The sequence below is a fragment of the Streptomyces sp. NPDC021224 genome, assembly GCF_044332905.1.
In the GTDB taxonomy this organism is placed as follows: Bacteria; Actinomycetota; Actinomycetes; order Streptomycetales; family Streptomycetaceae; genus Actinacidiphila.
Map to the genome: position 1 here is coordinate 352,422 of NZ_JBIRPW010000001.1, position 25,703 is coordinate 378,124.

A 25,703-nucleotide genomic window follows, 5' to 3' on the forward strand; every position below is an offset into this window, starting at 1 on the left:
CTCTCCGGGGGCGCGGGCAGCGGGCGCCGGACCCGTGTCCTCCGCCCGGGCGGCAGCCCTATGCTGCGGGCGTGGACGAACAGGGCCGCGCGTGGCGGGAGGTCAAGCGGGGGCTGGCCCGCGAACGCCGCCGGCTGACCTCCGCGGCGCGACGACGGCCGCGGCCCCTGCTGGAGCCGGTGCCGGCCGCGGAGTCCCGGCGGCGGGCGGCGCGCGGGATGCGGGTGGTGGGCGCGGTGTGGGCGGCGGTGGCCCTGCCCGTCGCCGGTCTCGTCCGCGCACAGGTCCTCACCGCGGCGTTCACCGGCCTCTGTGCGCTCGCCGCGATGTTCGCGGGGCAGCTGGTCGTCGAGATGTACGTGGGGGACGCCGAGCGGGTGACCGTCGATGTGCGGGACGGCCGGTCCCTGCTCTCGGCGATGACGCTCACCGGCACGCGCACGCTGGACCTCGGCGCGCTGGTCCGCGTACGCCGCTTCGAGACGTACGGGCGCGGGGTCCGCATCGACCGGCTGCGGCTGCTGGACCGCAACGGTGTGCGGCTGTCCCTCGCGGACGGGCACGACGTGGTGGCGGCGCTGCGCCGGGCGCTGGAGGCGGATCCCGGCGTGGAGGTGACGGGGCACGCCGGGGCGGCGCTCGGCCGCTCCCGGCGGTCCCGCCCCCGCGCCTGGCTCGACAGCTTCTGCGGGCTGTGGCTGATGCTGGCCTCGCTGGCGGTCCCGGCCCTCGCCGGTTACGCCGTGACGACCGCCCTCGCCGGGACGCCCCCGTTCTGACCGGTCTCAGTGCTCGACGTGCTCGACGTGCTCGACGTGCTCGACGTGCTCGACGGTCAGCACCGTCTTGCCGACCCGGTCGTCCGCGTCGAGGTAGCGGTGCGCCTCGACGACGTCGGCGAGTTCGAAGGTGCGGTCGACGACCGCGCGGAAGGCGCCCGCGCGCAGGCCCGCGCCGATGAACGCGGCGGCGCGGCGCAGGCGTTCGGGGCGGTGGGTGGTCTCGAAGACGAGGAAGGTGCGCAGCGCGACCGGGGGCATGCCGAGTTCGAGCCCGGGGTACGGGGTCGGTTCGCCGCTGAGGCCGCCGTAGACGATGTGGGTGCCGTCGGGGGCGACGAGGCCGAGGAGTTCGCGGACGCCGGGGCCGGCCACCGCGTCGAGGACGAGTTCGACGCCGCGGCCGCCGGTCGCCTCGCGAACCGCCTCGGGGACGTCGTCGGTGGAGGTGACGACGACCTCGGCGGCACCCTCGCGCAGCAGCGCCTCCTTCTTCGCCGGGCCGCGGGTCAGGGCGATGGCGCGGGCGCCGATGCGTTCGGCGACGTGCAGGGCGGCCAGGCCCACGCTGCTGGAGGCGGCGTTGACGAGCACGGTGTCGCCCGGCTGCAGCCCGCCGACCTGCACCATCGCGCCGTACGCGGTGAGGTACGGCATCCACACCGCGGCGCCCTCGACCGCGCCGAGGCCCTCGGGGCGGGGGAGGACGGCCGCGGCGGGGACGACGGCGCGCTCGGCGTAGACGGCGTGGTCGTTCTGCGAGAACGCCGGGATGACGCTGACGGGCTGCCCGGCGGTGAGGCCGGTGACGCCCGGTCCGACGCGCTCGACGACGCCCGCCGCCTCCGCGCCGAGCCCGGCGGGGAACTTCCGCACGGGCTCGATGTAGTGGCCCGCGCGGAAGAGCGCCTCCGCGCGGTTGAGGCCGATGGCGTCGACGCGCACCAGCACCTCGCCGGGGCCGGGCTCGCCCGGGTCGGCGTCCTCGACCCGCAGTACCTCGGGGCCGCCGTATTCGTGGAAGAGCACCGTTCTGGTCATCGCGTCCGTCCTCCGGTCGTCGTCCGTCAGGGGGCGGCCCGCGAGATCGTCGGGCCGCCCTCGACCCGGTCAACTCCCGTGCTGTGACGCGATCTTCCCGACGTGCGCAGGATCACCCGGTCGCCGGAGCGGCCGCCTCCTCGTGGAAGGCCACCGCCGCCTGCGCGGGCACCCGCGCCGGCCCCGCACCGCCCGCGACCCGCCCCCCGTCCAGTCCGCCGTCCAGCCCGGTCAGCGCCGGGACCGGGGCCTGAGCCGGGGCCTGCGGGCCGACCTGCACCGCGGACTCCGTGACGGCGACGCGCCCGCCGAGCCGCGGCTCTGGCAGCACACCGGGCTCCCCGCGGACGAGCAGACGCACCGCCGCCCAGGGCAGGTTGAGGCCGGTGAAGGCGGTCTGGAAGACCCCGGCGGAGGGCCGCGGGTTGGCCTCCAGCAGCACCGGGCGCCCGGCGCGGTGCCGGAGCTGGACGTTGGACAGGTAGGCGAGGCCGAAGTGCTCGACGACGGCCCGCGCGATGCCGATCGCCTCGGGGTCGTCGAGCAGCAGCCGGTAACGGCCCTGCTTGGTGCGGGGGACGGCGGCGAGCGGCACCCCGCCGGGCGCGGACAGGCAGTCCACGCTCACCTCCGGGCCGTCCAGGTAGGGCATGACGAGGAATTCCGGCACGCTCTCGCCCGCCTCGGCCGCCCGCTCCAGCGCCTCGGCGACGGCCCGTACCGACACCACCGGCACGGGCGGCGCGAGCAGGTCGCGGATCCGCAGCGGGCGGTCGTCCAGCACCCGGAAGCCGAACGCCGAGAACTCCCCGGAGGGCTTGAAGCACACCCGTTCCCCGTCGGCCGTCAACTCCTCGACGGCGGCGCGGAATCCGGCGGCGTCGCGCACCGCCCGCCACGGCGGCACCGGCACCCCGGCGGCCCGCGCGGCCTCGTACGTACGGGTCTTGCTCGTCAGCGCGGTCACCGCGTCGGGCGGCGAGCACATCAGCCGGGTACCGAGCGCGGCGAAGTCGTCGGCGCGGCCCGCGAGCGCGGCGAGCCGGCGCGGCGGTATGAGCACGTCGATCGCGTGCCGGCGGCAGAAGTCGAGGGCGAACTCGGCGTATTCGGCGTCGCCGACGTGGCGCGGCTCCACCTCGGACACGTCGCACGCGGCGAGCGCGGGGGCGTCCGGATCGACGTTGGTGCCGTGGATGCGGACGGCGACCCCGTCCGGGTTGTCCCGCAGCATCCGCATCACCTGGGTGGAGGCCACGCCTGCGCTGCTGAGCCAGATCCGAAGTGCGATGGCGCGCTCCTCACGGTGGGGGCCGACGAGTCGGCGGCGGGGGTGGAGCCGGGTGGGAGGGTGAGCGGATCGTAACCCGGTTCGATGACGGCCAGGTTTCGCGTGAGCGGACGCTCGTGGTCGCAATACGGCCGTCGCGACCCGGAGTTGGGGGCACCCGGGTATGCGGTCGCGTTCGGGCGATGCGCCCGGGGGATGTTGGCGTGATGTTGGCCGATCGTTGGACGTCCCTGGTTCGCTGCTGCTGCCCGGCGGTCGCCGGGCAGCAGCAGCACTAAGGGGGACACGTACGTGTTCAGCAAGATCCTGGGCCGCGCCGCGGTGGCCGCGACGGCCGCGGGCCTGGCACTGGCCGTCGGCATGGGCACGGCCCAGGCAAGCACCGGCTCGCCCTACGTCGGGTACGGCTACACGAACAACACTCACGCCGTCTGGTGCGTGCAGCACCTGGCGAACGACATCGCCAGGACCTACGACCACCCGACCATCGGCGAGGACGGCGTCTTCGGACCGGCCACCTACGACATGGTCCGCTGGATCCAGGGCAGTGCCCTCTCGTTCGAGGGCCTGACGGTGGACGGCGTCGTCGGCAAGGCGACCGGCTACGCGCTCCTCTACTGGGGCGACAGCTACTACGGCGGCAACGGGTACTGCATGGGCTACGTCCCGTCCACGTCCAACTACATCCCGCCCTCCCCGCCGGTCGAACTGGACTGACGCGGGACGGCCGCCTGACGGAGTCGTACGGCCGGGCTCGTCCACACCCCGGCCGTACGGCTCATTCCTCCGGCGGCTCCGCCGTGCTCCCCCGCACCACCAGGCTCGTCGCCAGCTCCACCCGGCGCATGCCGGGCTGCACACCGCGCCCGAGGTCGAGCACCAGGCGGGCCGCGGCCTCCGCCATGTCCACCAGCGGCTGGCGGACGGTCGTCAGCGGCGGGCCCATCCACGCCGACACCGGCAGGTCGTCGAAGCCGACGACACTCACGTCCTCCGGGATGCGCAGGCCGAGTTCACGCGCGGCCTGGTAAATACCCATCGCTGTCACGTCGTTGCCCGCGAAGAGCGCGGTGGGGCGGTCACCGGCCGGGGCGGACAGCAGCTCGCGGGCGATACGGTGACCGGCCTCGGTCTGGAAGGTGCCGTGCCGGACGAGGCTGTCGTCGCACGCGACACCGCCGGTCTCCAGCGCCGCGCGGTAGCCGTCGATCCGGGCGCGGCCGCACAGCACGCTCTCCGGGCCGCCGATGACGCCGATACGGCGGTGACCGAGGTCGAGCAGGTGGCGGGTCGCGGTGTAGCCGCCCTGCCAGTTGGTGGTGCCGATGGAGGGGACGTCGTCGGCGGGGTACCCGGCCGGGTCCATGACGACGAAGGGCACGTCCCGGCTGACCAGCAACTCCCGCTGCTCGGCGGTGAGATCGGACATGACGAGGATGACGCCCGCCGGGTCCCGGGTGAGGACGCCGTCCACCCAGGACAGGCCCATCTCCTCGCGGCCCGAGGACTCCGACAGCACGACCGTGAGGCCCTCCTGCCGGGCGACGTTCTCCGCGCCGCGGATGATCTCGGTCGCCCACATGCTGATCAGCTCGTGGAAGACGATCTCCAGCAGGCCGGACGGGCGCGGGCGCGCGGCGCCGCGCTTGCGCCGGTAGCCGTGGTCGCGCAGCAGCGCCTCGACCTTGTCGCGGGTCGCCGGGGCGACGTGGGCGCGGCCGTTGAGGACCTTCGAGACGGTCGGCGCGGACACGCCCGCCTGGCGGGCGATCTCCGCGAGCGTCGCGGGGACGGCGGGCCCGGCCGCTCCGGCGGCCCCGGTACCCCCGGAACCCCCGGAACCCCCGCCGGTTCGCGCCCCACCGGCGGACTTCGGCCCACCGGCCGTCCTCGACCCGCGGACCGTCGACGCACCGGCCGCCGACGCACCGGCCGTCCTCGACCTGCCGGCCGATCCGCCGCCCGCCGCCTGGCCACCGGCCGACACGGGCCCACCGGCCGACGCGGGCGCCTCGGCCGACGCGGGTCCGCCGGTCGCGGCCGGTCCGCCGGTCGGCGACGGCCCGTCGCCCGGCCTCGGCTCGCTGGCTGCGCCCGCTTTCCGCCGGGTGCGCGGGGTCTGACCTGTCACCTACCCATGCTACGGAACGTCCCTGTGCTCTTCCGCCAGCAGGGCCGCGCCCGCGAGCGCCAGGGCCCGGGTCCCGGCGGGGCCGCGGTCGCCGTCCGCGACGGCCACGGCATAGGCCCTGACCAGCGTTTCCCCGTCCTCGACGGTGACCTCGCGGTCGAAGAAGGGCGCCGGGCAGACCGCCGCGAAGGGCGTGGAGCGCACGAACCACCGCACGTCCGCGCCGCCCGGTTCGTTGCCCGGGGCGTCCACGAAGGCGAGCGTGGAGGAGCGGCCGTGGCCGTCGTGCGTGCCGGTGAAGCCGAGCCAGGGGGCCCGTACGCCCATCAGCTCGTCGCCGCCGCTGCGGCCGGGGGTGTGCACGGTACCGCCGGTGAAGTCGCGCGGCCCGCGCCAGAACAGGCCGCCGTAACCGGCGTCGGGACGGCCCTCGGTGGTGGGGCTGCCGATGACGGTACGGGTGCCGCGCACATTGGTGAGCGCGGTACGGAAGAGCAGCGCCCAGGCGTCCTCGCCGGGCAGCAGGGCCGCGACGAGCCGCCGCTCCTCGGTGAAGCGGCGCTCGCCGCTCGCGGCGTGCCAGTGCAGCGTCTCGGTGACGCGCAGCCGCCCGTCGCCGCCGAGGTCCAGCTCGGGGAAGCCGACGTGGTCCATGGAGCCGTTGTTGTCGTACTGCCGGTAGCCGGTGCCGCGGCGGTACGTCACCCCGCCCCAGAAGTTGTCGTCGTCCACGTTGGGGAGGGAGAGCGCGAGGCCCTTGTGCCAGATGTGGTCGTGCGGCCGGTAGATGCTGACGGCGTCCCCGCCGAGGGTGCGGAGGGGGTGGAAGTACGGGCGCGGCGACTCCAGGCGGGCGTCCCACGGCCGGTAGACGTAGCGGGCGAGCGGGCGGCCCCGGTAGGTGAGCCCGAGGGACGTGCCGACCTCGTGCGTGAGCCCGAGCCCGCCGGGCACGGGTTCGGTGCCTTCCGCCGGTCCGGCGGGCGGTTCTGGCGTACGGATGTCGGTCACCGGGACGGCTCCTCGGGGCTCGCGGACACGGCGGGGACGGCGGAGGCTGCGGCCTCGGCGGGCGCTGCGGCCTCGGGGGGCGCTGCGGGACCGGCGGGCGCTGCGGCCTCGGGGGGCGCTGCGGGACCGGCGGGCGCTGCGGCCTCGGCGGGCCAGGGGGCGCCGGGGCCCTGCATACGGCGGTGGTACGGGTCGGCGGGCCCGATCGTGCCGCGGGCGACGGGCCTGCCCTCGAAGGCCGAGGCGTACGTGGCGGCGACGAACTCCAGCGTGCGGCGCGCCTCGGCGAGCGTCACGGGCGGCGCGGCCCCCGCCGCCACCGCGTCCAGCACCGCCGCGAACTGCGCGGAGTGGCCGGACGGCCGCCCGCTCGGGCCCGCCTCCCACGCCGCGGCCACCGCGTCCTCGTGTCCGGGCGCGGGGTGCACCCGCCAGTCCGCGTCGCCGTAGCCGTACAGGTGCTCCAGCTCGACCGTGGCGTGCTCGAAGTCGAAGCGCAGGTAGCTGGTCTCGCGCGGTGAGAGCAGGGAGTTGACGACGGTCGCGACGGCCCCGCCGTCGAAGGTGGCGATCGCGCACGAGACGTCCTCGGCGGCGGTGGGCCGCGCCAGCCGCGCCGCGACGGCCGTGATCTCGCGCCACTCGCCCAGCACCGCGAGCAGCAGGTCGAACTGGTGGATGCCGTGGCCCATCGTCGGGCCGCCGCCCTCGGTCTCCCAGCGCCCGCGCCACGGCACCGCGAAGTACGCGTCCGGGCGGTACCAGAGCGTGTGGCAGACGGCGACGAGCGGACGGCCCAGCGCCCCCGTCGCCATCGCGGCCCGCAGCCGGGCGGCGCCGGAGCCGAAACGGTGCTGGAAGACGGTCGCGAAGAAGGCGCCGCCCGCGCGCTCGGCGGCGCCGATCTCGTCGAGGTCGGCAAGGCTCAGCGTCGGCGGCTTCTCGCACAGCACCGGCACCCCGGCGGCCAGGCACGCGAGCGCCTGCTCCTTGTGCAGGCCGGGCGGCGTGCACAGGTGCACCAGGTCGGGCGGGGACCCCGCGAGCAGCGCGTCCAGGCCGGTGAAGCGGCCCGGCACCTGCCAGCGGTCGCAGAAGGCGTCCAGCCGCGCGTGATCGACGTCCGCGGCGGCGACGATCTCGGCCCGCCCGCCGAGCGCGGCCAGGCTCTGCGCATGGATCCCGGCGATACCGCCGGTGCCGACGATCGCGACGCGTACCGGTCGGCCGGGGGCGGCCGGAACACCGCGAGGGCCGTCCGGGGCCGGGCCTACGCCGCCCCCGGCTGCGTCCGCACGGCCGTCCTCGCCGTCGTCCGCGCTGCCGATTCCGCCGGTGCTGCTGACGGGCACACGTCCTCCTGCGGTTCCGCCCCGCCGCTCCGGGGGGCTCTTTCGGAAAGCTTTCCGAACGATATACGGTCGCGGTGCGCCGCCACCAGACCCGGCGCCGCCCCCTCCGACCGGCCCGAACGCCCGGACCCCACCCCGGAAGGGGAGAATCCGGGGCACCGACCCCGCAGGGAACCCGCCCGCCCGTCGAAGGGACGCCCGCATGACGCGCGACATACCGCTGCTGCCCGGAGGCGTGGGCCTGTCGCGCCTGCGCGTCTACCCGTGGGCCACCGCCGACGAACTGCACGGCGGCTCCCCGCACCTCCATCTGACCTGCACCGAGGCGTACTACGTCGTCGGCGGCAGCGGCGAACTGCACACCCTCACCGCCGCCGAGGGGCTGCGCCGCACCCCGCTCGCGCCCGGCGACACCGTGTGGTTCACGCCCGGCACCATCCACCGGGCCGTCGACACCGGCGGCCTGGACGTCCTGGTCGTCATGCAGAACGACGGGCTGCCCGAGGCGGGCGACGCCGTCATGACCTTCCCGCCCGAGCACCTCGCGAGCCCCGCCGCCTACGCCGCCGCGGCCTCCCTCGGCGACGGCACCCCCGCCGAGCGCACCGCCCGCGCCCGAGCCCGCCGCGACCTGGCCGTCAGCGGCTTCCGGCAGCTCGCGGCGGAGTACGGGGCGGGGCGGCCGGAGGCGCTGGAGGCCTTCCACGCCGCCGCGGCCGCGCTCGTCGCCCCGCGGCTGGACGCGTGGGAGGCCGCCTGGCGGGAGCGGGCCGCGACCGCTGCCGCGCGCACGGGCGAGCAGATCGCCGCCCTGCGCCGGGGGGCCGCCGGGCACCTCGCGGACGCCGCGGTCGTCAGGGCCGCGGCCCCGCCGCAGGACGTCCTCGGCATGTGCGGCCACCTCGCGCCCACCCGCCGGGAGGACGCCCGCTGAGACCGGCCACGGGGGACCGGCCGCGGAAACCGGTCGGCCTCGGACATGCCGAGGGGGCGCGCCGCAGCGCGCCCCCGGGTAGCCCCGGAGCCCGGACAAGGCAGGCTCCGGAGCCGGTCACGGCGGCGGCGCGGCAGTCAGGGAGTGCTGCCGCGCCGCCTGTTGTCTTCATCCTGTCCACGGACGGGGCGCTTTACCCCTCCGCGGGCGGGTCAGCTGGTGGTGCAGCTGATGGTGGGGCTGGGGGCTGTGCCGTTGCCGGTGAAGCCGTAGGTGGTGCTGGCCCCGGCGCCCAGGGCGCCGTTGTAGGAGGCGTTGGTGACGGTGACCGCGCCGCTGGTGCCGGTGTTGGTGCCGTTCCAGACCTGGGTGATGCTGCTCCCGGACGGGAGCGTGAAGGTGGTCTTCCACCCGGCGATTCCCGCGGTGCCGGTGTTGGTCACCGTGACCTCGGACTGGAAGCCGCCCTGCCAGGAGTTCACCGTCTTGTACGTGGCCGAGCAGCCCGAGCTGTTACCCCCGGTGGAGCCGGAGGTCGAGCCCGAGGTTGTCCCGGTGGACGTACCGGTCGAGGTCCCGGTGGACGTACCCGTGCTCGTACCCGACGAGGTGCCGGACGACGTGCCCGTGGACGTACCGGTCGACGTACCCGTGCTCGTACCCGAGGACGTACCCGACGACGTACCGCCCGTCGCGCTGGTGCCGCCGCCGAGCGCGGAGATCACCGCGTCGTACGCGGGCTTCTTCTGGTAGTTGCCGTCGAAGAGCAGCGGGGTGTCCTGGCTGTGCCAGCTGTACTTGTCGGTGATGCCCCACACCGTGATGCCGGTGCAGCGGGTCACGCCCATGCACGCCTTGACGATGTTGCTGAAGTTGGTGGCCTGCGCGGTGCCGGAGCCCGCGACGTCCACCTCGGTCAGCTGGACGTCCACGCCGAGGTCGGCGAAGCGCTGGAGGTTGGCCTGCATGTCGGAGGTGACGGGCGACTGCGGGTTGAAGTGGCCCTGGAAGCCGACGCAGTCGATCGGGACACCGCGCGCCTTGAAGTCCTTGACCATGTTGTAGATGCCGGTGCTCTTGGCGTTGATGCCGTCGGTGTTGTAGTCGTTGTAGCAGAGCTTGGCGTTCGGGTCGGCGGCCCGCGCGGTGCGGAAGGCCTCCTCGATGTAGCCGTCGCCGAGCTTGTCCTGGAAGGGCGAGCTGCGGTGGGTCCCGGAACCGCCGTCGTTGAAGGCCTCGTTGACGACGTCCCAGGCGTAGATCTTGCCCTTGTAGTGGTTCATCACCGTGGTGATGTGGTTCTTCATCGCGGCGTCGAGCGCGGTCGCGCTGAGGTTCGACACCCAGCCGGGCAGCTGCTGGTACCACACCAGCGTGTGGCCGCGGATCAGCATGTTGTGCGACTGGGCGTGGGAGACGATCTGGTCGCCGGGACCGAAGTTGAACGAGTTCTGGGACGACTCGATGGTGTCCCACTTCATCTCGTTCTCGGGCGTCACGGCGTTGAACTCGGCGTCCAGCGTGGACGCGTACTGCGCCTCGCCGAGGTGGGCCGTCGAGACCGCGGTGCCGAAGTAGCGGCCGCTGGCCGCTGCCGAACTGGCCAGGGTGCCCGCCGCGTGCGCCGTGCCGGCCGTCGCCATCAGGCCGAACGTGGCGACCGCGCCGGCCGTGGCCGCCGCGACGGCGACGCGCACACCGGTACTGGTACGTCCGCGGACCTGCCCGCGGTCCCGGAGGGAATGACTGAACACTTCCAACCTCTTCTTTCCTCTTCAGCTGGCAGTCCGGACAGCGCGGTGCGCACCGTCCGAACGGGTGGGGGTCCATTCGCGAGGGTGGTGTCAGCCACGGGAGTTGTGCCGCGGATGCGGCGTGGCCGGGAGGAGGGTGGATCGTCCGCCAGTGTGGACCCTGGGGTTCGAAACGTCAACGACTCCTTTCCGAAACAACCGGAGGGCGAAAAAGGGCAGTTGACGGACCGTTGCACGGAGCCGCGGGGTCCCTCGTGGTGGGCGGTTTTCCGGTGTGCGACGCGGGGTACACAGGGGTGCCCGGCGGCGCGGGGCGGAAGGGCGGACCGTGGCCGGATGTATTGACTCGGTCACTTTTCGGGCCTATGGTGCCCGAAACATTCGCGACAGGGTCGAAAACTTTCGCAATGTGTCACACGGGTCCCACCCGTGCCACCGCCCCCTGCGGAGAGGGAGCCTCCACGAGGGCGGCACATCCGGATTCATCGGAAGGACAGCAGGCCATGCCCCCCACACGCGGGCCGAACGACCCGAAACGCACGACCCGGCTGCGAACGCTCCTCGTCGCCCTGGGCGCCGCCGTCGCCGCGATCACGGCCACCGTCACCGTCACGTCGCAGAGCGCGAGCGCCGCCTCGCTCACCGAGGTCACCAACTTCGGCAGCAACCCCGGCAACCTCAAGATGTACGAGTACGTGCCGAACACCGTGCAGGCCAACCCGCCCGTCCTGGTGGCGGTCCACTACTGCACCGGAACCGCCTCCGCCTTCTACTCCGGCACCGAGTTCCACACCCTGGCCGACCAGTACGGCTTCATCGTCGTCTACCCGGACGCCAACATCAGCGGCCAGTGCTTCGACGTCTCCTCCTCCGGCGCGCTCACCCACAACGGCACCAGCGACCCGGCGAGCATCGCCCAGATGGTGAGCTACGTCGAGCAGCACAACAACGCCGACGCCGGCCGCGTCTACGTCACCGGCGCGTCGTCCGGCGCGATGATGACCGACGTCCTGCTCGGCGACTACCCCGACATCTTCAAGGCCGGCGCCGCCTTCATGGGCGTGCCCTTCGGCTGTTTCGCCACCAACGACCCCTCGGGCTGGAACAACGCCTGCGCCAACGGCCAGATCAGCCACACCCCGCAGGAGTGGGGCGACATGGTCCGCGCCGCCTACCCCGGCTACACCGGCCCCCGCCCGCGCGTGCAGCTGTGGCACGGCACCGCCGACACGACGCTGAACTACAACAACTTCGGCGAAGAGATCAAGCAGTGGACGAACGTGCTGGGCGTCAGCCAGACCCCGGTCGTCACCGACACCCCGCAGTCCGGCTGGACCCACACCCGCTACGGCGCGAACACCACCCAGGCCCCGGTCGAGGCCTTCAGCATCGCGGGCGTCGGCCACTCCCTGCCGACGAACGGCATGGCGGCGAAGGCCATCGCCTTCTTCGGCCTGGACGGCTCGGGCAGTACGACGGGCGGCACGTCGTCGGGTACGTCGACCGGTACGTCCACGGGCACGTCGACCGGTACGTCCACGGGCACGTCGTCCGGCACCTCGTCGGGTACGTCGTCGGGTACGAGCACGGGTACGTCCACCGGGACCTCGACCGGTACGTCCACCGGGACAACCTCGGGTTCGACCTCCGGCTCCACCGGGGGTAACAGCTCGGGCTGCTCGGCGACGTACAAGACGGTGAACTCCTGGCAGGGCGGCTTCCAGTCCGAGGTCACGGTGACCAACACCGGCACCGCGGGAATCGCCGGGTGGAAGACCACCTTCACGCTCCCGTCCGGGAGCAGCATCACCCAGGTCTGGAACGGCACCAACACCGGCACCAGCGGCGCGGTCACCGTCACCAACGCCTCCTACAACGGCGCCCTGGGCGCCGGGGCCAGCACCACCTACGGCTTCACCGGCAACGGCACAGCCCCCAGCCCCACCATCAGCTGCACCACCAGCTGACCGGGTAGGGACATACCATCCGAACCAGTGGCACCACCCCGTAGTACCGCACGACAGGAGCACCGCCGTGACCACCACAGCAGAGGAACCGGCCGGCCGTCTGGGCCGGAGCACGTCCGTCGTCGAGGCCACCCGGCAGGTCGGTTCGTACCTGGCCCTGACCTTCGACGACGGGCCGCACCCGGTCCACACCCCGCGTCTGCTGTCCGTGCTGCGTGAGCACGGGGTCACGGCGGTGTTCTGCCTGTGGGGCGCGCACGCGCTCGCCCACCCGGAGATCGTCCGGGCGATCGTCGCCGAGGGCCACACGCTGGGCAACCACGGCATGCACCACGACGACATGACCGACTGGGACGAGGAGCGCGTGCGGGCCGACCTGGAGGAGACCTCGGCGGCGATCCGGGCCGCGGTGCCGGGCGCGGCCGTCCCGTACTTCCGGGCGCCGTTCGGCAACTGGGGGCGTACCCCGGCGGTCGCGCGGCGGCTCGGCATGGTGCCGCTGGGCTGGCGGGTGGCGGCCGAGGACTGGGAGCCGCCGGGCACGCAGGAGCTGGTGCACCGGGTCGAGACGCGGCTGACGCCGGGCGCGGTGGTGCTGCTGCACGACGGCGGGGGCGACCGCTCGCAGACCGTCGAGGCGGTGGCGGCGCTGCTGCCGCGGCTGAGCGCCCGCGGGTGGCATTTCACGGGCCCGGCCCGCAGCTGCCGGGCGGCGTAGAAGCCCAGGTCAGCGGCCTTTCGCTCACCCGAACAGCCCACACCGGCTGCCGCGGGCCCGCCGAGGCCCGAGGCTGGACGGCATGCGGTCGAACAGGACCACGTCGGTGCCGGTGATCATGGCGCTGGCGTTTCTGGGGGCCTGCTCGGTACCGGATCGTCCGGTGCAGGAGCCGAGGCACCCCCATGCCGTGCTCCACCCCGCCGCCCTGCGCCCCGTCGTCATCGGCCGTGCCGCCTGGCACGCCGACCAGGCGGCCGTCCGTCCGGGCCTGATCTACGACCACGACGTCAAGGCCGTCTTCATCCACCACACGGACAACCCCAACGACTACGACTGCGTCAAGGACGTCCCCGGCATGCTGCTCGTCCTCGAACAGCAGCACATCGCGGCGGGCTGGGACGACCTCGGCTACAACTTCGTCGTGGACCGCTGCGGCGGCATCTACGAGGGCCGCACGGGCAGCATCGACCGGGACGTGCGCGGCGCCCACACCGAGGGCTTCAACGCGGACACCATCGGCATAGCCGCCCTCGGCAACTTCGGCCCCGGCAAGCAGGTCCCCCAGGCGATGCTCCGGTCCATCGCCGAGATAGCCGCCTGGAAACTCGACCCCGCCGAGACCCCGCTCGGCCACGTCCGCCTGGTCTCCTCCAACGGCGGCAGCCGCTTCGCGAAGGGCACGCCCGTCTCCGTCAACGTGATCTCCGGCCACCGCGACGTCTACGAAACCGACTGCCCCGGCCAGGCCCTCTACGACGACCTCCCCTGGATCCGCAAAACAGCCGCGGCCCTCCGCGCAAAGGCCACCTACACGGACCCGCCCCGGCAGCGGTGACCGGCCTTCCCGGCCTTGAGGTCATCGAGCGCGGCCCCGCCGGCAGACGGCATGAGGCGGCGTCGCCACGCACACGAATCTCCGCTTCCATGAGTGGATGTTGGCGAACCACGTCAACTGAACACGCCACCTGGAAGGGGCGACACACCATGGCCGTAACCGAGTTCGAGGCGAAGGTCCTCGACGTCGAGCCCGAGAAGACGCGCGCGCTGCTGACCGGGGCCGGGGCCGAGCACCTGGGCGACCGCTTCCAGCGCCGCTACGTCTACGACATCCCCGGCCGGTCCGGTACGTGGGTCCGGCTGCGCGACACCGGCAGCGAGATCACGCTGTGCGTCAAGGAGATCCACTCCGACGCGATCGACGGCGTCGCCGAGACGGAGACGACCGTCGGCGACTTCGACGTCATGAACGCCCTTCTCGGCAAGCTCGGTTACCGGCCGAAGGCGTACCAGGAGAACCGCCGCTCCTCCTGGTCCCTGAACGGCGCGGCCGTCGAGATCGACGAATGGCCGCTGATCCCCCCGTACCTGGAGATCGAGGGGAACAGCGCCGACCACGTCCACGCGACAGCGCGCGCACTCGACTTTCCGCTGACCGAGCTGACGAGCGAGAACACGACCAAGGTCTACCGCCGGTACGGCATCGACATCGAGGCGATCGCCCGGCTCACGTTCGAGTGACCGCGCGGCCCCTTCAGAGCAGGTGGTCGGCCTTGCCCGCCTTGATGTCGGCGATGAGGGTGCGCAGCGCTTCCGCGGAGTCGGTGAGGTAGTCGTCTTCCTGGCCGTTGACCGCTATGTAGGCGTTGCCCTCGGCGTCGGTGCCGAGGCGGAAGCAGGAGTTGCCTTCGCCGCAGAAGGGGGCTTCCCAGGTGATGTCGGGCATGGGGTGCTCCTCACAGGTGGTGTGCGATGTCGCGGATGAAGTCGCGGGACTCCTCCGGTGACAGGGCCAACTCTTCCAACCAGTCGAGTTGTGCCCGGTATTTCACGAGCTGGGCCTCGGTATGGAGGAAGGCCGGTCCGTGCAGGCTGTCCACCTGCACCGTATCGAGCTGTGGAACACGGCCCTCGGCGTAGACCGCGTTCTGTCCGGCACCGGGGAAGGCGCCGCGGGTGAAGGGCAGGGCGAGCACCGTGACGTTGTCGCGCTCGGAGAGGTCCAGGATGTGGTCCAGCTGGGCCCGGGCCACGTCCCGGCCGCCGAACTGCATGCGCAAGGCCGCCTCGTGGATGATGGCGAGGTAGGGGATCGCGTTGTCGCCGGTGATCACCTGCTGGCGCTCGGAGCGGTGTGCCAGCCGCAGGGCCACTTCGTGGTCCGGGAGTTTGGGTACGACGACGCGGAAGACGGCCGTTGCGTGGTCCGCGGTCTGCAAGACGCCGGGAATGTGGGCTGTGTTCGCGCCGCGCATACGTACCGAGTGGGCTTCCATCTCCGCGATGTCGAGCATGCCGGGCGGCAGGCTGCCCCGATAGCGCTCCCACCAGCCGGCGTCCGACTGGGCCATCGCCACGAGCGCGTCGATGTAGGCGTCGTCGCCGCACGCGTAGTTGGTTGCCAGGGTGCGCACGCGCTCGGCGTTGATGGTGCGGATGCCGGATTCCATGTTGGCGATACGGGTGCGGTCCATCCCCAGGAGGCCGGCCGCGAACTCCGTGGAGATGTCCGCGGAGGTGCGGAGCTTGCGCAGTTCGGCACCAAGTCGCCTCTGGCGTTCGGTTGGCGTGCGTCGCGTCGACATGCGGTCCCCTCGGCTCGTCTGGAGCCAGTCTGCCGCTTGATCACCCTCTCCGTCCAACTCGTAGGGGGGTAGTTGCAATCAAACAGGGGACAGTTGCACCCACGATGCCCTACGGTCAGTACAGCGCAACGCTACGCACCGCGACGCCGGAAGCGCACCGCGCGAGCGTGCCCGTCCGCCCTGGGACGGGTGTGCCCGCGACCAGGGCGGCATGCCACCGGCGGGACCGAACACCTCACCCTCACCATGGAGTTCGCCATGCCCGAAATCCCCCTCGTGCCCTCCCTGTGGCGCTTCCCCGCGCACCCCGCCTCCGTCGCCCGCGCCCGGCACGCCGTCGCCGAAACCCTCCCGCACGCCCTACGGCCCCGCCTCGGGGACGACCTCGGCCTGCTCACCAGCGAGCTGCTCACCAACGCGATCCGGCACGGCGCCCGCCCCGAGGAGGACGAGCTGGTCGAACTCGTCCTGTGGCCCGCCGACGGCCACTACTGGCTCGCCGTCTCCGACCCCGGCAACGGCACACCCCGCCTCACCCACCCCACCCCCGACGCCGAAACCGGCCGCGGCCTCCTCCTCGTCGACCACCTCGCCACCGCCTGGACCGTCCGCCCCCGCCCCACCCGCGGCACCTCCGTCATCGCCGGACTGCGGGTTCCCGGCTGACCGCCCGAGACGTCCGCCACGGGCCCCCGTTTCGGGCGGACGGCAACCGGGTCGGACCGATGTTCGCCCCCGATTGAACTAGACAGCGTGGGGCAGGTCGGCCAGCAGGCCTCGGACGCCGGGGTGAGTGCTGTGCCGCTGGCGGAGGCTGGTGGTCACGCGGGCCAGGTGATGATGGACGCGGTGGGAGCCGACCTGTCCGGCGAGAGTCAGGGCCTTGCGTGCTGCGTTGACAGCCCCGGTGACGTCGCCGGTCTGAGCGCGAGCGTCTGCCAGTTCGCTGGCGAAGAGCATCCTGTCGCGAGGATAGCCTTCGGCGTCGTCGACTGTGCGGCCTCCGAGGTAGGGCTCGGCAAGGTCAGGATGGTGGGCGGCGAGCAAGGCCCGACCGGTCTGGGCGTCGATGGCCGAGGGACTGAGCCACTGGGTCCACCAGGGTTCTTCGCTGTCACGCGCCAAGGCCAGATGGGCGCGGGTCTGACCGTCGGCGCGGTGGACAGCTTCGGTGTCGCCCATCTGACCGGCCAGGGCGATGCGGCGCATTTCCAGCACAGCCCGCAGGCGCGGGGTCAAGGCTTGCGGCCTGCGGTTCTCCGCAACATCCAGGAGGGTCGAGGCTTCGTGGTAATGGCCAAGCCAGGACTCCTGGTAGGCAGCCGAGGCAAGGAGGTTGACGGTGGCGTGGTGAACGCCAGGGCTCTCCGCCGCCTCGCGCGCGAGACGTAAACCGGTCTGGTAAACGCGCTGTGCCTGCGGATGATAGCCCGCGTCGAAGAGCATCCAGCCGTAGGTCTCCGACATCTCGATGTACGCCGTGTGAAGACGCACGCCTTGGGGGACCTCGTAGCGGCACTCTGTGATCAGCCTGCCGAGGTTCTGCCAGGTTCCGCCGGCCCACAGCAGAGTGGATGCGCTGCCCTCGCTGTCGTCGAGCTCCCGGGCCTGCTGTACGGCGCGCTCGATGGTGGTCGTCAGCTGCGGGGAGACCCGGTCGCCGTCCTGGGCCGCGAGTAGTTGCGGGGTTCCGCTCATCAACAGGTCCAGGGCCGGCCCGGTGGCGACGGCCCCGGACAGCAGGATGAATGAGCGTCGCTGCATGGGGACCTCTCCCTGAGTGTCGCGGAGCAGTTCAGTGGCAGTGGCCCCGTAAGGGTGGTCCAGTGCGCGGTGCCGGCGCGGCCGGGGGCGGTCCCAGCCCAGTAGTTCGGCGGTCACGGGGCGTCCGGTGTAGTGCGAGAGCACGGCCAGGACGTCGGCTGCGACTTCGGCCGAGGGCCGCCCTCCACGCATCCACGGGTAGCCCGTTTTGAGATGGAGCGGCAACGAGCCGCGCTGCGCGCGGTGCTGGTTGACCCGGGCGAGCAGTTGTTCGGGATTCCACCCGAGCCCTGCCAGCAGTTCGCGGAGCGGATTGGGTTCTTGCTTGCGGTCCACCGGTTTCCCCCTGCTGCGGGACGGCTCCTGAAGGGACGTTAGCACCGGAACGCAGCCCGCTGGCAGGTTGCGATCATGGGCACCAGGTGTAGTTACACCCGGCGGTGTGGGCGCGCGGCGTTCGTGTACTGCACCAGGTCCACCACGCCCACCGCCCCTTCCTCTGTCCAGGCGTCCGCCTGGGGCGCTGTCATGGGGAGCACAACGGCCGCTCGCGCTCTGTCCCGCGCGGCCTTGACGAGAAGGGCCGAATTGCCATGAACACCATGGGCCGCCTTGCCGGACTGTCCGGTGCCACCGTCACTGTGACCGGAGGGTTCGGGCTGGTCGGAAGCCGCATCGTGCACCGGCTCCGCGCGGTGGGAGCCAAGCCGCTGGCGGTGGGCCGCCTGGACGCCTACGGACCGAAGGTCTACTCGACCGCGTTCGGGATCTCCCGCGCCGACCCGGACGTGATCGCGGGCGACATCACCGACTCCACGCTGATGGACGACCTCATCTCGCGCAGCGATTACGTCGTGCACGCCGCGGCACTTGCTGACGTTGCCGAGTGCACCCGCAACCCGATGGCCGCGGTGCACGCGAACATCGCCGGCACCCAGACCGTGCTGGGTGCCGCAGCACGACACAGCGGCACCCTCAAGCGGCTGGTGTTCGTCTCTTCGGCCAGCGTCTACGGCTTGGGATCCAGAGCGTCGGGCGAATCGGCACGGTTCAGCGAGGACGACGCACTAAGGCCGGTGTCCGTCTACGCCAACACCAAGGTCTGGGGCGAGCACCAGACCGCCCTGGCCTTGTCCGGCCGGGACGACTCGTATGCAATCGTGCGGTACTTCTCCGTCTACGGCGAACCGCAGGTGGTCAAGGAGAACAGTCACTCGTGGGTGGTCGCCTGGTACGGCATGCGGGCGGTGCTCGGTCTGCCCCTCCAGCTCAACGGAGGTGGCCGCCAGGTCCGCGACTTCGTGCACGTCGACGACATCGCCGACGCAACGCTGCTGGCTGCCGTCGCTCCACGCGCTCACCGGGCGACGTTCAACGTCGGCACCGGGCGGGCCACCTCCATCCGGGAGGTCGCCGATCTCGTGCGCCGACACCGCCCCGCAAGCCCGCTTGTCTACGCACCGATGCCGCAGGGCGACCCGCTCGGCGCGTGCGCCGCAACCACCCGCATGAAGGACGTCCTGGGCTGGGAGCCCACCGTCGGCATCGAGGACGGCGTCCATCGGTACATGGAGTGGGTGCAGCGCACGCCCGAGGCGATCCCCGACTGGCTACGTGGCCAAAGTGCCTGAACGAGGTCACAGCACAGGGGGTCGCCCAAGGCGGGTCATGGTCCACACCGTGGACCACTGCAGGGGGCGACGCGATCCACAGGGAGTGCGCCAGCCTTCCCTGAAGCCACGGAACCAGGCCCGCAGCCCGGCCGTATCCCGGGTGCGGGCCACCGTCAGTACCGTCCACACCCCCAGGTAGATCGGTACCAGCACGGCCGGAAGGTGACGCCGGGCCAGGTAGACCCGGTTACGGGCGTTGGTCCGGTAGAAGACGGCATGCCGGGCGGGCGAGGTGCGGGGGTGCTGGAGCAGAAGCTCCGGCTCGTAGACGATCTTCCATCCGGCGTCCAGTGCCCGCCAGGCCATGTCCGTCTCCTCGTGCGAGAAGAAGAACGCGTCCGGCCAGTGGCCGACCTGCTCCAGCATCTTCCCTGACAGCACGTGCGCCCCGCCCAGGAACGTCGTCACCCGCCCACCGCGCATCGGGTCGCCGGAGCGCAGTCTCGGGACATGACGGCGCTGGGTGAACCCGGTCTCGTCCGCGATCCGGAACCCGACGATCCCCAGCCCGGGGTCCGCCTCGTACAGCTGCACGATCCGCTCGAAGTCGGTGTCGGCGACCAGCAGCCCGTCGTCGTCCAGGTCCAGGACCAGATCCATGTCCTGCAAGTGCTCCAGGGCAACGTTCCGCCCCCCGGTCACCCCCAGGTTCTCGGCGAGTTCCACCGCCTCCACCCAGGGCGGCAGCCCCAGGTCCACAAGGGAGCATCCGTTGCCGACGACCACGGTGCGCGTCGCCGGAGCCGTCTGCGCCCGGACCGAGGACAAGAGCGCGGCCAGCTCATTGGGCCGCGTCCCCATGGTGAGGATCGCGACACCCAGCGTCATGCCCACCCGAACCGACCTTCCAGGGAAACAAGAGATGAACCGCGGACCGCAGAAGCGTAACGCCCACACCCTGCACGAACGCGCCGCGAACGGGAGTCTCCCCGCCCACCAGGCCATGGACCTGGGCACCCTCGACTGGATTGCCGAGAATCGGCCGCCATTCACCAGCGCGCCGCCCCGACTGCCATCCCGGCCCGTGATGCTGACCCCCGACGCGAGCTGGTTCACCGACCCCCGCCAGGCCGACTCCCTCCACGGCATCGGCCACAACGCCCGGGTCAGCCTCCTTGCCTCGGTGCTCGCCAACGAACACGGCCTCGACCGGGACCACACGCTGGCCCTGTGCGCCGCCGCGGCCGTCCACGACTGCCGCCGACGGGGCGACCGGAACGACCCCGGCCACGGGCAACGCGCCGCACAATGGTTCACCGCTCACAGCGGCACCGTCACCGCCGCTCTGGATCACATCGTGCCCTCGGCCCCACTCGCACGGGCGGCACTGGCCATAAGCCTGCACGACGTGCCCTACGAAGCCTTCACCCCGGAGCAGAACCACGCCTACCGGCGGGCCCCGCACCTCGTCGACCTGCTCAAGGCCGCCGACGCAATGGATCGGTACCGCCTGCCGCTCACCCGCTGGTGGCCCGACCCCACCCGGCTACGTATCGCGGTGCCCTCCTGGCTCCACCCACTCGCGTTCGATCTCCTCATGCTCAGCGAGAGGGCCCGATTCGAGGGAGCCACACCCCACCAGGCGCTCGACTACGCCCACCAGACCCTCGCCCGCGGACAGTAGGGAGCCCCGCCGTGCACTCCGACTGGGACGACACCCACACCGACCACACCAGATTCCCCTCCCGCCGGGCCCCCGCCGGGCTCTCCGAGCACGAAGACGACTGGCGCCGACGTCTCCACCAGGAGACCCCCGGCGGCCGACTGCTGACGCAGAACACCATGACCCAGACCCTGACCAGCGGCGGCCCCATCCACCTCATGCACACCACGGCCGCACTCGACGCGATCCGCGCCAGCGGCCAGCTGTACGCGAGCTCCGGCTGTCTGGTCGCCGCGCTCTACTGCGCACCGCTCAGCAAGGAGCCGGCCGGCTTGCGCCCGCACAACCTGGGCGCGTACCTGCTGGAGACCAAACCGCACACCCGAACCCTGGTCTTCGAGATCACCCCGCACGCCCCGGTACCGGCCAAAGGCGTCGACTACCTCCGGCTGGGCCGCATCCATCTGCGCATCTACCAGCAGCACCGGAGCTTTCTCACCGAAGCCGAGGACGCGCAGCTCCGCAGGACTGTCCTGGCCAGGATCCGGGCCGCCGCCCCGTTCATGGACCTCCTCCTGGCCAACGCCACCGGGAAGCGAACACCGTGCACCGCGTTCGTCGATCAACTCTCCGCCGCAGTCATGGATTTCCCCTACCTTGGCTACCTCTACTTCGAGGTACTGTCCGAGTACCTGCTGCTCCACTCCACCACCGCAGAGACCACGATGTACGCGGACGCCGGGGAGCTGAACAACCGGCTGTACAAGGGTCTCGCGCACTCCGCGGTAGAGGGGATGGACAAGCTGTTCGACCTGTCCCGCTTCCACCCCGGACACGACCGCCTGACGGAGCTGGTCGGCGCGATCGAGCCGGAGCTGGCCACCGGGGCAGCCGAGTACACCAGGGACCGGCTGTCCCACCTGTTCGCCGCGATCTCGCTCGACCCGTCCCAGGACGCAGAGGCCTTCACCTTCCAGGGCACGGACTTCGAGGCACTCGCCGCAGCCGCGCCGTCCCTGCTGGGCCAAGCCGTCTTCCGCGAGATGCGGATCTTCGAGCGGTACCCCCAGCTCTACCTCGCCTTCGAACAGGCCAAGGCCCTCGAAGCGTGGGAATACTGGAACAGCGAAGGGATCGCGACGCCGTTCAACGGCTTCCTGCCCAAGGGAGAGATCGGTATCAACCCTGCCTACCCCAACTCCACGTGCAGGACATGGGTGGCGGAGACCTGCGAGCGGGGCCTGCTCCACCCCGTCGACGAACTCGACCTGACGCCCGTTCCCCGCCTCGCCGAGCTGGGCATGACCGCCATGCGCAGAGACGCAACGGGCAGAGCCGCCGGACACTCCCGTCCTTCTGGAGCGCCACCGGGAACGGGCTGCGCGCGAAGCGTCTGAACCCCCTCATGCCCTGGCCTCAGCCCGTCGCTGACGCGTACGCCGACCAGAGCGACGTCGGGAAGATGCTGCCCGTGTGCTAGTGCGGGCGGGGGCCGGTGGCGCAAGATCGGCCGCGACGACCAGATCAGCCTCCCTACCGAGGGGATCGACGGCCTCACCCGGCTCGGCGCCGTCGCCGACCGCCTCATGCTTCGCACGGGTGGCTGCTCCGGCTGCCAGTTGTCCGGCACGTGCACGGTGTGCCGGCCGCTGGCCAAGCACTACCAGGAGGCGAAGGCACCGCTCGGTTTCTACTGTCAGCACGGGATCAAGAAGGCACGGTGAAGCAATGACCGCTGTCGCTGTCGAACTCCGCACCCGCCATCCCCTCCCGGAGGAGGATCTGCCCTATCTGACGCGACCGATCCTGACCCCCGGGCCGCCCGTCACCGAGATCACACCGGTCGCCGATCTGGGAGATGTGATGGACAGCGTGAAGTGCTCGTGCAACGCGGGGGACGACAACCCCCACTGACCCGCCTCGTCATCTCCACTCGGGCCCCGGCGTTCCTCGCGCCGGGGCCCGAGCCCTGCCCGGCGGACGAGTAGGTTGCGGGGATGGAGCTGTCCTGGGACCTGCTGCGCCCGGTGATGACCGTGCCGTACGTGCCGACGCTCGGCCCCCTCCATCCGGACGCTGTCAGCTGTGACGTGCTCGCCGCGGTGGCCCGGGTCGCCGCGACGGGCGCGTTCCTGGCCCACGACAAGGACCGCCGCTGGTCCGACCGCAAAGACGAGCGCCTTCTCGTCGCCGAGGTTCGCCAGGACGTCCGCCGCAGCCTGCTGCCCACCCTCACCGGCCATGGCGTGCTGCGCGTCCACCTCTACGGCGGCGCCGAGCACCTTCCCGAGGCGAGGGAGGCGGCTGCCGAGCTTGCCGCCGTCCACGATGCCGCGACGGTTCGTGTGGTCCGGTTCCAGGCCGAGGCCGACCCCGTGGCGGCTGCCACGCGCGTGCAACTCCGTACCTTCGACCGCCCAGCGCCACCGGTCACCGGAATCGAGCACCTGGACGCGCTGCCCGGGCCCGTACGCGCCACCTTCGGCGACTTCGCCGAGAAACTGGCGGACGAGGGCTTCGCCTTCCTGCGCTCCCGGATCCACCGCGTCGGCCCCGTCCTCACCGCTGTTCGCGACGGCCGCGTGGTGGGCGCCATCGGTCCGATGGAAACACTGCCGGACCCGATCGGCAGGACCCGGCTCCTCCCGCAGTATTTCGGCGTGCTGCCCGGTCACCGGGGACTGGGTCTCGGCCGCCGGCTGTGGCGGGCAGCCATGCACTGGGGGTGTGCGCACGGCGCCGATTACCAACTGCTCCAGACCACCGCGGGCGGCGCCTCCGACCGGCTCTGCCAGTCCGAGGGGCTGGCCGACCTCGGCTTCGTCTGCACGACGATGGTGTGACCACCACCTGGACCGTCCGCCCCCGCCCTACCCGCGGCACCTCCGTCATCGCCGGACTACGGCTCCCCGACTGAACCCGACTCCCGTGACGCAGAGAGGGGGTACGGTCTGGCCGGGGCCATCCGGAACTGACGGTGGAGGCGGCTCATGGCGAAGGCGCGCTCGGGGTTCGTCACCTTCGAAGCGAGAGCGGCGGAGGCGGCACGAACTCTCCTGCGGCACCAGGGCTACGACGGTGGGTGGGGCCTCACGCTCACCTCCGTGTCGTCGATCGTCAACTCCGGCGAGGTCCTTCCGATACTGAGGGTGGCCGGTATCGCCGGGCAGCCGCTGCGCCACGCGCTCGACTTCCTGACCACTGCCCTTCCAGAGCACTGCCGCCTTCGCAGCGAGGGCGGCCGCGGCGAGCACACCCGTTTCGTTGCCTTCGGCATGACCGGCCTGCTGTCCCATCCGCGCTCCATCCATTACGACGCGGTTGCGCAGACGCTGGCGTGGTGCGTGGACTGGCTCGACGCCCACCGTGTGGACGACGGCTGGCCGGAGGTGCGGGGCCTGAACGACACCTCGCTGCATCAGACGGCACTCGTCGTGCACGGGCTCGCCCAGTTCAGGGACACGCTCCACGACCTCGGCCCCGGTCTTGTCCTCCCCGGCGCGGTGGACACCACCGGCCTGTTGGAGTGGGTCGAGCCGTTGATCGACCACGGGATCCGCGGCCTCCTCTACCACCGCAGGTCCAGCGGTGCCTGGGGCTGGCGTACCTACGTCGACACCGATCCCAGCCCGAGCAAGACCGCACTGAGCCTCCTGGCCTTATCGGCGGTCACGTCCGGGAGGGGACCCCGAGGTGAGCCTGCTTATCGGGACGTGCTGCGCGACAGCGGGGGCGTCCACGGCCTGGTGCAGAGGAAGCGGCTCTCCGAGGTGGTCGCCGACGCAGGGCAGTGGCTGCTGTGCAATCACCACCGCTGGGAGACCCTCGTCGAGAACGACAAGGATGTGCGGGGCACAGCTTGGGAGCACATGGCCTACGCCCTGTGCGCACGGGCTGCTGTTCGGGCGGGCGCAAGTCCGCTCGACCCCCGGCTGTCCAAGGCGTGGCGGTTGATGGACGAACTGTGGGACCCCGAGGTCGGGATGTGGAACGAACCCGGAGCCTCGGGCAGGCGGGCCACCGTCCGTGCGGCGTACTACACCCTGTCCGCCTACGAGGAGGCAGCCGCCCGTCTGGCGCGGATCGGCCTGCGGGGGCAGGTCGGGGCCGGTGACCACGAATCCACGGCGGAGATCGTGATCGTGAGCGCCGAACTCGTGGGCGGGAACACGATCCTGCTGACCACGCCCAGCAGCGAGGGTCCGGTGGCATGCGTGCTGTCGGAGCGGATGTTCGATCTGGCGAAGGTCGTCCACGACCACCGCGGCGAGGGCGCGCCGACCGAGCAGATCGCTCGGGCACTGTTCCTCGCGCCGTCCTCGGTGCCCAAGTACGTCCAGCGCCTCAACCAGGCGGTGTCCACCGCCCTCGGCGGTGCCCCGGCGCGACTGCTGCACGCCAGAACCGTGGACGGCGGCAGCGGCTACGCCTGGGCACGCTCCGAGACGACCGGGTAGTTCAGCAGGGCGAACCGCGCGAGGGAGCGGACCTGCGCGAACGTCGGCAGCCGGTCCAGATCCTCGGGCCCGAACCACCCGGCACCGTGGACCTCCTCCAGTTGTGCCCTCACGGCCTGCTCTTCCGTGCCATTCCGGCGCCGTACGTAGAAGAACTGCGCCAGGGCCGGGACGGCGAACCCCTCCCGCTCGATGTCCACGTAAAAGGGGACCGGCTCGGGAGTCGCGTTGTCGTCGGCGGGGTGGATGGAGGGGTGGATGGAGATGGCCTCCACGAGCAGGCCGGTCTCTTCTTTGAACTCGCGTACCGCTGTGCCCGCGAAAGACTCGCCGGGTTCGATGTGGCCGCCTGGTGGAACCCACTTGTCGAAGCCGTTGTGATGAACGAGGAGCACCTTGCCCCGTTCGACGAGGTAGCCCGAGCAGATGTAGACCAGGCCGACATCGCGGGCGGTCTGGCCGTCGTGAATCAGGATCGCGCGGGGCACGCCCGTCACGATAACCCACGGTTCTGCCGCCAACCCGATTGATGGGCCCAGGGCTTGCGCGCGATGTCAAAGAGCCCGCGATGACATGTCATCGGAGATGCCATCGCGATGTCACCGCCCGGACGTCACAGAGGTCACGAGAGTGGAGGCAGCAA

26 protein-coding genes and 1 pseudogene are annotated in these 25,703 nt (G+C 71.9%); 16 read left to right on the forward strand and 11 right to left on the reverse strand.

The window, feature by feature from the left end; all coding sequences use genetic code 11:
- Window positions 1-71 precede the first annotated feature (71 nt).
- Window positions 72-779 (forward strand): hypothetical protein, encoded by a 708-nt coding sequence (locus tag ACH4PY_RS01480; RefSeq protein ID WP_398174535.1) that lies wholly within the window; start codon window positions 72-74, stop codon window positions 777-779.
- Window positions 780-785: 6 nt separating this feature from the next.
- Here ACH4PY_RS01480 and ACH4PY_RS01485 read toward each other — a convergent pair whose 3' ends face one another.
- Window positions 786-1,820 carry a zinc-dependent alcohol dehydrogenase family protein gene (locus tag ACH4PY_RS01485; protein ID WP_398174538.1) on the reverse strand — a complete coding sequence of 345 codons (1,035 nt, stop codon included), beginning with the start codon at window positions 1,818-1,820 and terminating at the stop codon, window positions 786-788.
- Window positions 1,821-1,932: 112 nt separating this feature from the next.
- Window positions 1,933-3,237, reverse strand: a complete 1,305-nt coding sequence (locus ACH4PY_RS01490; RefSeq protein WP_398174540.1) for an ATP-grasp domain-containing protein — start codon at window positions 3,235-3,237, stop codon at window positions 1,933-1,935.
- 165 nt (window positions 3,238-3,402) lie between these two features.
- Between ACH4PY_RS01490 and ACH4PY_RS01495 the strand changes: the two genes are divergently transcribed.
- Window positions 3,403-3,828, forward strand: coding sequence for a peptidoglycan-binding protein (locus ACH4PY_RS01495; RefSeq protein ID WP_398174543.1), 426 nt, complete (start codon window positions 3,403-3,405; stop codon window positions 3,826-3,828).
- 61 nt (window positions 3,829-3,889) lie between these two features.
- On the opposite strand, the gene ACH4PY_RS01500 is transcribed toward ACH4PY_RS01495, so the two are convergent.
- The gene (locus tag ACH4PY_RS01500; protein ID WP_398176012.1) at window positions 3,890-4,882 is read right to left on the reverse strand and encodes a LacI family DNA-binding transcriptional regulator; all 993 of its coding nucleotides are present in this window, start codon (window positions 4,880-4,882) and stop codon (window positions 3,890-3,892) included.
- On the opposite strand from ACH4PY_RS01500, the gene ACH4PY_RS01505 reads away from it, so the two are divergent.
- Window positions 4,833-5,234: a hypothetical protein gene (locus ACH4PY_RS01505; protein WP_398176104.1), complete on the forward strand. Its 402-nt coding sequence runs from the start codon at window positions 4,833-4,835 to the stop codon at window positions 5,232-5,234. The genes ACH4PY_RS01500 and ACH4PY_RS01505 overlap by 50 nt on opposite strands.
- A 17-nt stretch (window positions 5,235-5,251) precedes the next feature.
- On the opposite strand, the gene ACH4PY_RS01510 is transcribed toward ACH4PY_RS01505, so the two are convergent.
- Entirely contained in the window at window positions 5,252-6,253 is a 1,002-nt protein-coding gene (locus ACH4PY_RS01510) for a PmoA family protein (protein WP_398174546.1), read from the reverse strand.
- Window positions 6,250-7,605 (reverse strand): Gfo/Idh/MocA family protein, encoded by a 1,356-nt coding sequence (locus ACH4PY_RS01515; protein ID WP_398174549.1) that lies wholly within the window; start codon window positions 7,603-7,605, stop codon window positions 6,250-6,252. Before ACH4PY_RS01515 ends, ACH4PY_RS01510 begins: the two co-directional genes overlap by 4 nt.
- A 202-nt stretch (window positions 7,606-7,807) precedes the next feature.
- On the opposite strand from ACH4PY_RS01515, the gene ACH4PY_RS01520 reads away from it, so the two are divergent.
- The gene (locus tag ACH4PY_RS01520) at window positions 7,808-8,539 is read left to right on the forward strand and encodes a cupin domain-containing protein (RefSeq protein ID WP_398174552.1); all 732 of its coding nucleotides are present in this window, start codon (window positions 7,808-7,810) and stop codon (window positions 8,537-8,539) included.
- 212 nt (window positions 8,540-8,751) lie between these two features.
- On the opposite strand, the gene ACH4PY_RS01525 is transcribed toward ACH4PY_RS01520, so the two are convergent.
- The gene (locus ACH4PY_RS01525; protein WP_398176014.1) at window positions 8,752-10,182 is read right to left on the reverse strand and encodes an endo-1,4-beta-xylanase; all 1,431 of its coding nucleotides are present in this window, start codon (window positions 10,180-10,182) and stop codon (window positions 8,752-8,754) included.
- A 614-nt stretch (window positions 10,183-10,796) separates the two neighbouring features.
- Between ACH4PY_RS01525 and ACH4PY_RS01530 the strand changes: the two genes are divergently transcribed.
- From ACH4PY_RS01530 to ACH4PY_RS01545, 4 genes are all read left to right on the forward strand, one after another.
- On the forward strand, window positions 10,797-12,260 hold the full coding sequence (locus tag ACH4PY_RS01530; RefSeq protein WP_398174555.1) for a PHB depolymerase family esterase: 1,464 nt from the start codon (window positions 10,797-10,799) through the stop codon (window positions 12,258-12,260).
- 67 nt (window positions 12,261-12,327) lie between these two features.
- Window positions 12,328-12,978: a polysaccharide deacetylase family protein gene (locus tag ACH4PY_RS01535; protein WP_398174558.1), complete on the forward strand. Its 651-nt coding sequence runs from the start codon at window positions 12,328-12,330 to the stop codon at window positions 12,976-12,978.
- 82 nt (window positions 12,979-13,060) lie between these two features.
- Window positions 13,061-13,816 carry an N-acetylmuramoyl-L-alanine amidase gene (locus ACH4PY_RS01540; protein WP_398174562.1) on the forward strand — a complete coding sequence of 252 codons (756 nt, stop codon included), beginning with the start codon at window positions 13,061-13,063 and terminating at the stop codon, window positions 13,814-13,816.
- A gap of 149 nt (window positions 13,817-13,965) precedes the next feature.
- Window positions 13,966-14,499 carry a class IV adenylate cyclase gene (locus ACH4PY_RS01545; protein WP_398174565.1) on the forward strand — a complete coding sequence of 178 codons (534 nt, stop codon included), beginning with the start codon at window positions 13,966-13,968 and terminating at the stop codon, window positions 14,497-14,499.
- A gap of 13 nt (window positions 14,500-14,512) precedes the next feature.
- Here the strand turns inward: ACH4PY_RS01545 and ACH4PY_RS01550 are convergent, their stop codons facing one another.
- Window positions 14,513-14,704 carry a hypothetical protein gene (locus ACH4PY_RS01550; protein WP_398174568.1) on the reverse strand — a complete coding sequence of 64 codons (192 nt, stop codon included), beginning with the start codon at window positions 14,702-14,704 and terminating at the stop codon, window positions 14,513-14,515.
- A 10-nt stretch (window positions 14,705-14,714) separates the two neighbouring features.
- Window positions 14,715-15,563, reverse strand: a complete 849-nt coding sequence (locus ACH4PY_RS01555; RefSeq protein WP_398174571.1) for a helix-turn-helix domain-containing protein — start codon at window positions 15,561-15,563, stop codon at window positions 14,715-14,717.
- A 258-nt stretch (window positions 15,564-15,821) separates the two neighbouring features.
- Between ACH4PY_RS01555 and ACH4PY_RS01560 the strand changes: the two genes are divergently transcribed.
- Window positions 15,822-16,229 carry an ATP-binding protein gene (locus tag ACH4PY_RS01560; RefSeq protein ID WP_398174574.1) on the forward strand — a complete coding sequence of 136 codons (408 nt, stop codon included), beginning with the start codon at window positions 15,822-15,824 and terminating at the stop codon, window positions 16,227-16,229.
- Window positions 16,230-16,307: 78 nt separating this feature from the next.
- On the opposite strand, the gene ACH4PY_RS01565 is transcribed toward ACH4PY_RS01560, so the two are convergent.
- Window positions 16,308-17,663, reverse strand: coding sequence for an XRE family transcriptional regulator (locus ACH4PY_RS01565; protein ID WP_398174577.1), 1,356 nt, complete (start codon window positions 17,661-17,663; stop codon window positions 16,308-16,310).
- Between the two features lie 257 nt (window positions 17,664-17,920).
- Between ACH4PY_RS01565 and ACH4PY_RS01570 the strand changes: the two genes are divergently transcribed.
- Window positions 17,921-18,958 (forward strand): NAD-dependent epimerase/dehydratase family protein, encoded by a 1,038-nt coding sequence (locus tag ACH4PY_RS01570; RefSeq protein WP_398174580.1) that lies wholly within the window; start codon window positions 17,921-17,923, stop codon window positions 18,956-18,958.
- A gap of 6 nt (window positions 18,959-18,964) precedes the next feature.
- On the opposite strand, the gene ACH4PY_RS01575 is transcribed toward ACH4PY_RS01570, so the two are convergent.
- Window positions 18,965-19,828 carry a glycosyltransferase family 2 protein gene (locus tag ACH4PY_RS01575; protein ID WP_398176016.1) on the reverse strand — a complete coding sequence of 288 codons (864 nt, stop codon included), beginning with the start codon at window positions 19,826-19,828 and terminating at the stop codon, window positions 18,965-18,967.
- A gap of 34 nt (window positions 19,829-19,862) precedes the next feature.
- Here ACH4PY_RS01575 and ACH4PY_RS01580 point away from each other — a divergent pair, with 34 nt between their 5' ends.
- The 6 genes and pseudogenes from ACH4PY_RS01580 (at window position 19,863) to ACH4PY_RS01605 (ending at window position 25,060) form a co-directional block, all read left to right on the forward strand.
- The gene (locus tag ACH4PY_RS01580) at window positions 19,863-20,624 is read left to right on the forward strand and encodes a hypothetical protein (RefSeq protein ID WP_398174583.1); all 762 of its coding nucleotides are present in this window, start codon (window positions 19,863-19,865) and stop codon (window positions 20,622-20,624) included.
- Window positions 20,625-20,635: 11 nt separating this feature from the next.
- Complete coding sequence (locus tag ACH4PY_RS01585; RefSeq protein WP_398174586.1) at window positions 20,636-22,000, forward strand: hypothetical protein; 1,365 nt, start codon at window positions 20,636-20,638, stop codon at window positions 21,998-22,000.
- Window positions 22,001-22,105: 105 nt separating this feature from the next.
- Window positions 22,106-22,327: pseudogene (locus ACH4PY_RS01590) on the forward strand (radical SAM protein); the annotation flags it as partial.
- A 4-nt stretch (window positions 22,328-22,331) separates the two neighbouring features.
- On the forward strand, window positions 22,332-22,517 hold the full coding sequence (locus ACH4PY_RS01595) for a hypothetical protein (protein WP_398174589.1): 186 nt from the start codon (window positions 22,332-22,334) through the stop codon (window positions 22,515-22,517).
- Between the two features lie 83 nt (window positions 22,518-22,600).
- A complete protein-coding gene (locus tag ACH4PY_RS01600; protein ID WP_398174592.1) occupies window positions 22,601-23,446 on the forward strand; it encodes a GNAT family N-acetyltransferase in 846 nt (281 codons plus the stop codon).
- Between the two features lie 147 nt (window positions 23,447-23,593).
- Entirely contained in the window at window positions 23,594-25,060 is a 1,467-nt protein-coding gene (locus ACH4PY_RS01605) for a hypothetical protein (RefSeq protein WP_398174595.1), read from the forward strand.
- Here ACH4PY_RS01605 and ACH4PY_RS01610 read toward each other — a convergent pair.
- Window positions 25,027-25,548: an NUDIX domain-containing protein gene (locus ACH4PY_RS01610; protein ID WP_398174598.1), complete on the reverse strand. Its 522-nt coding sequence runs from the start codon at window positions 25,546-25,548 to the stop codon at window positions 25,027-25,029. The two genes, ACH4PY_RS01605 and ACH4PY_RS01610, sit on opposite strands and share 34 nt — an antisense overlap.
- Between the last annotated feature and the right edge of the window lie 155 nt (window positions 25,549-25,703).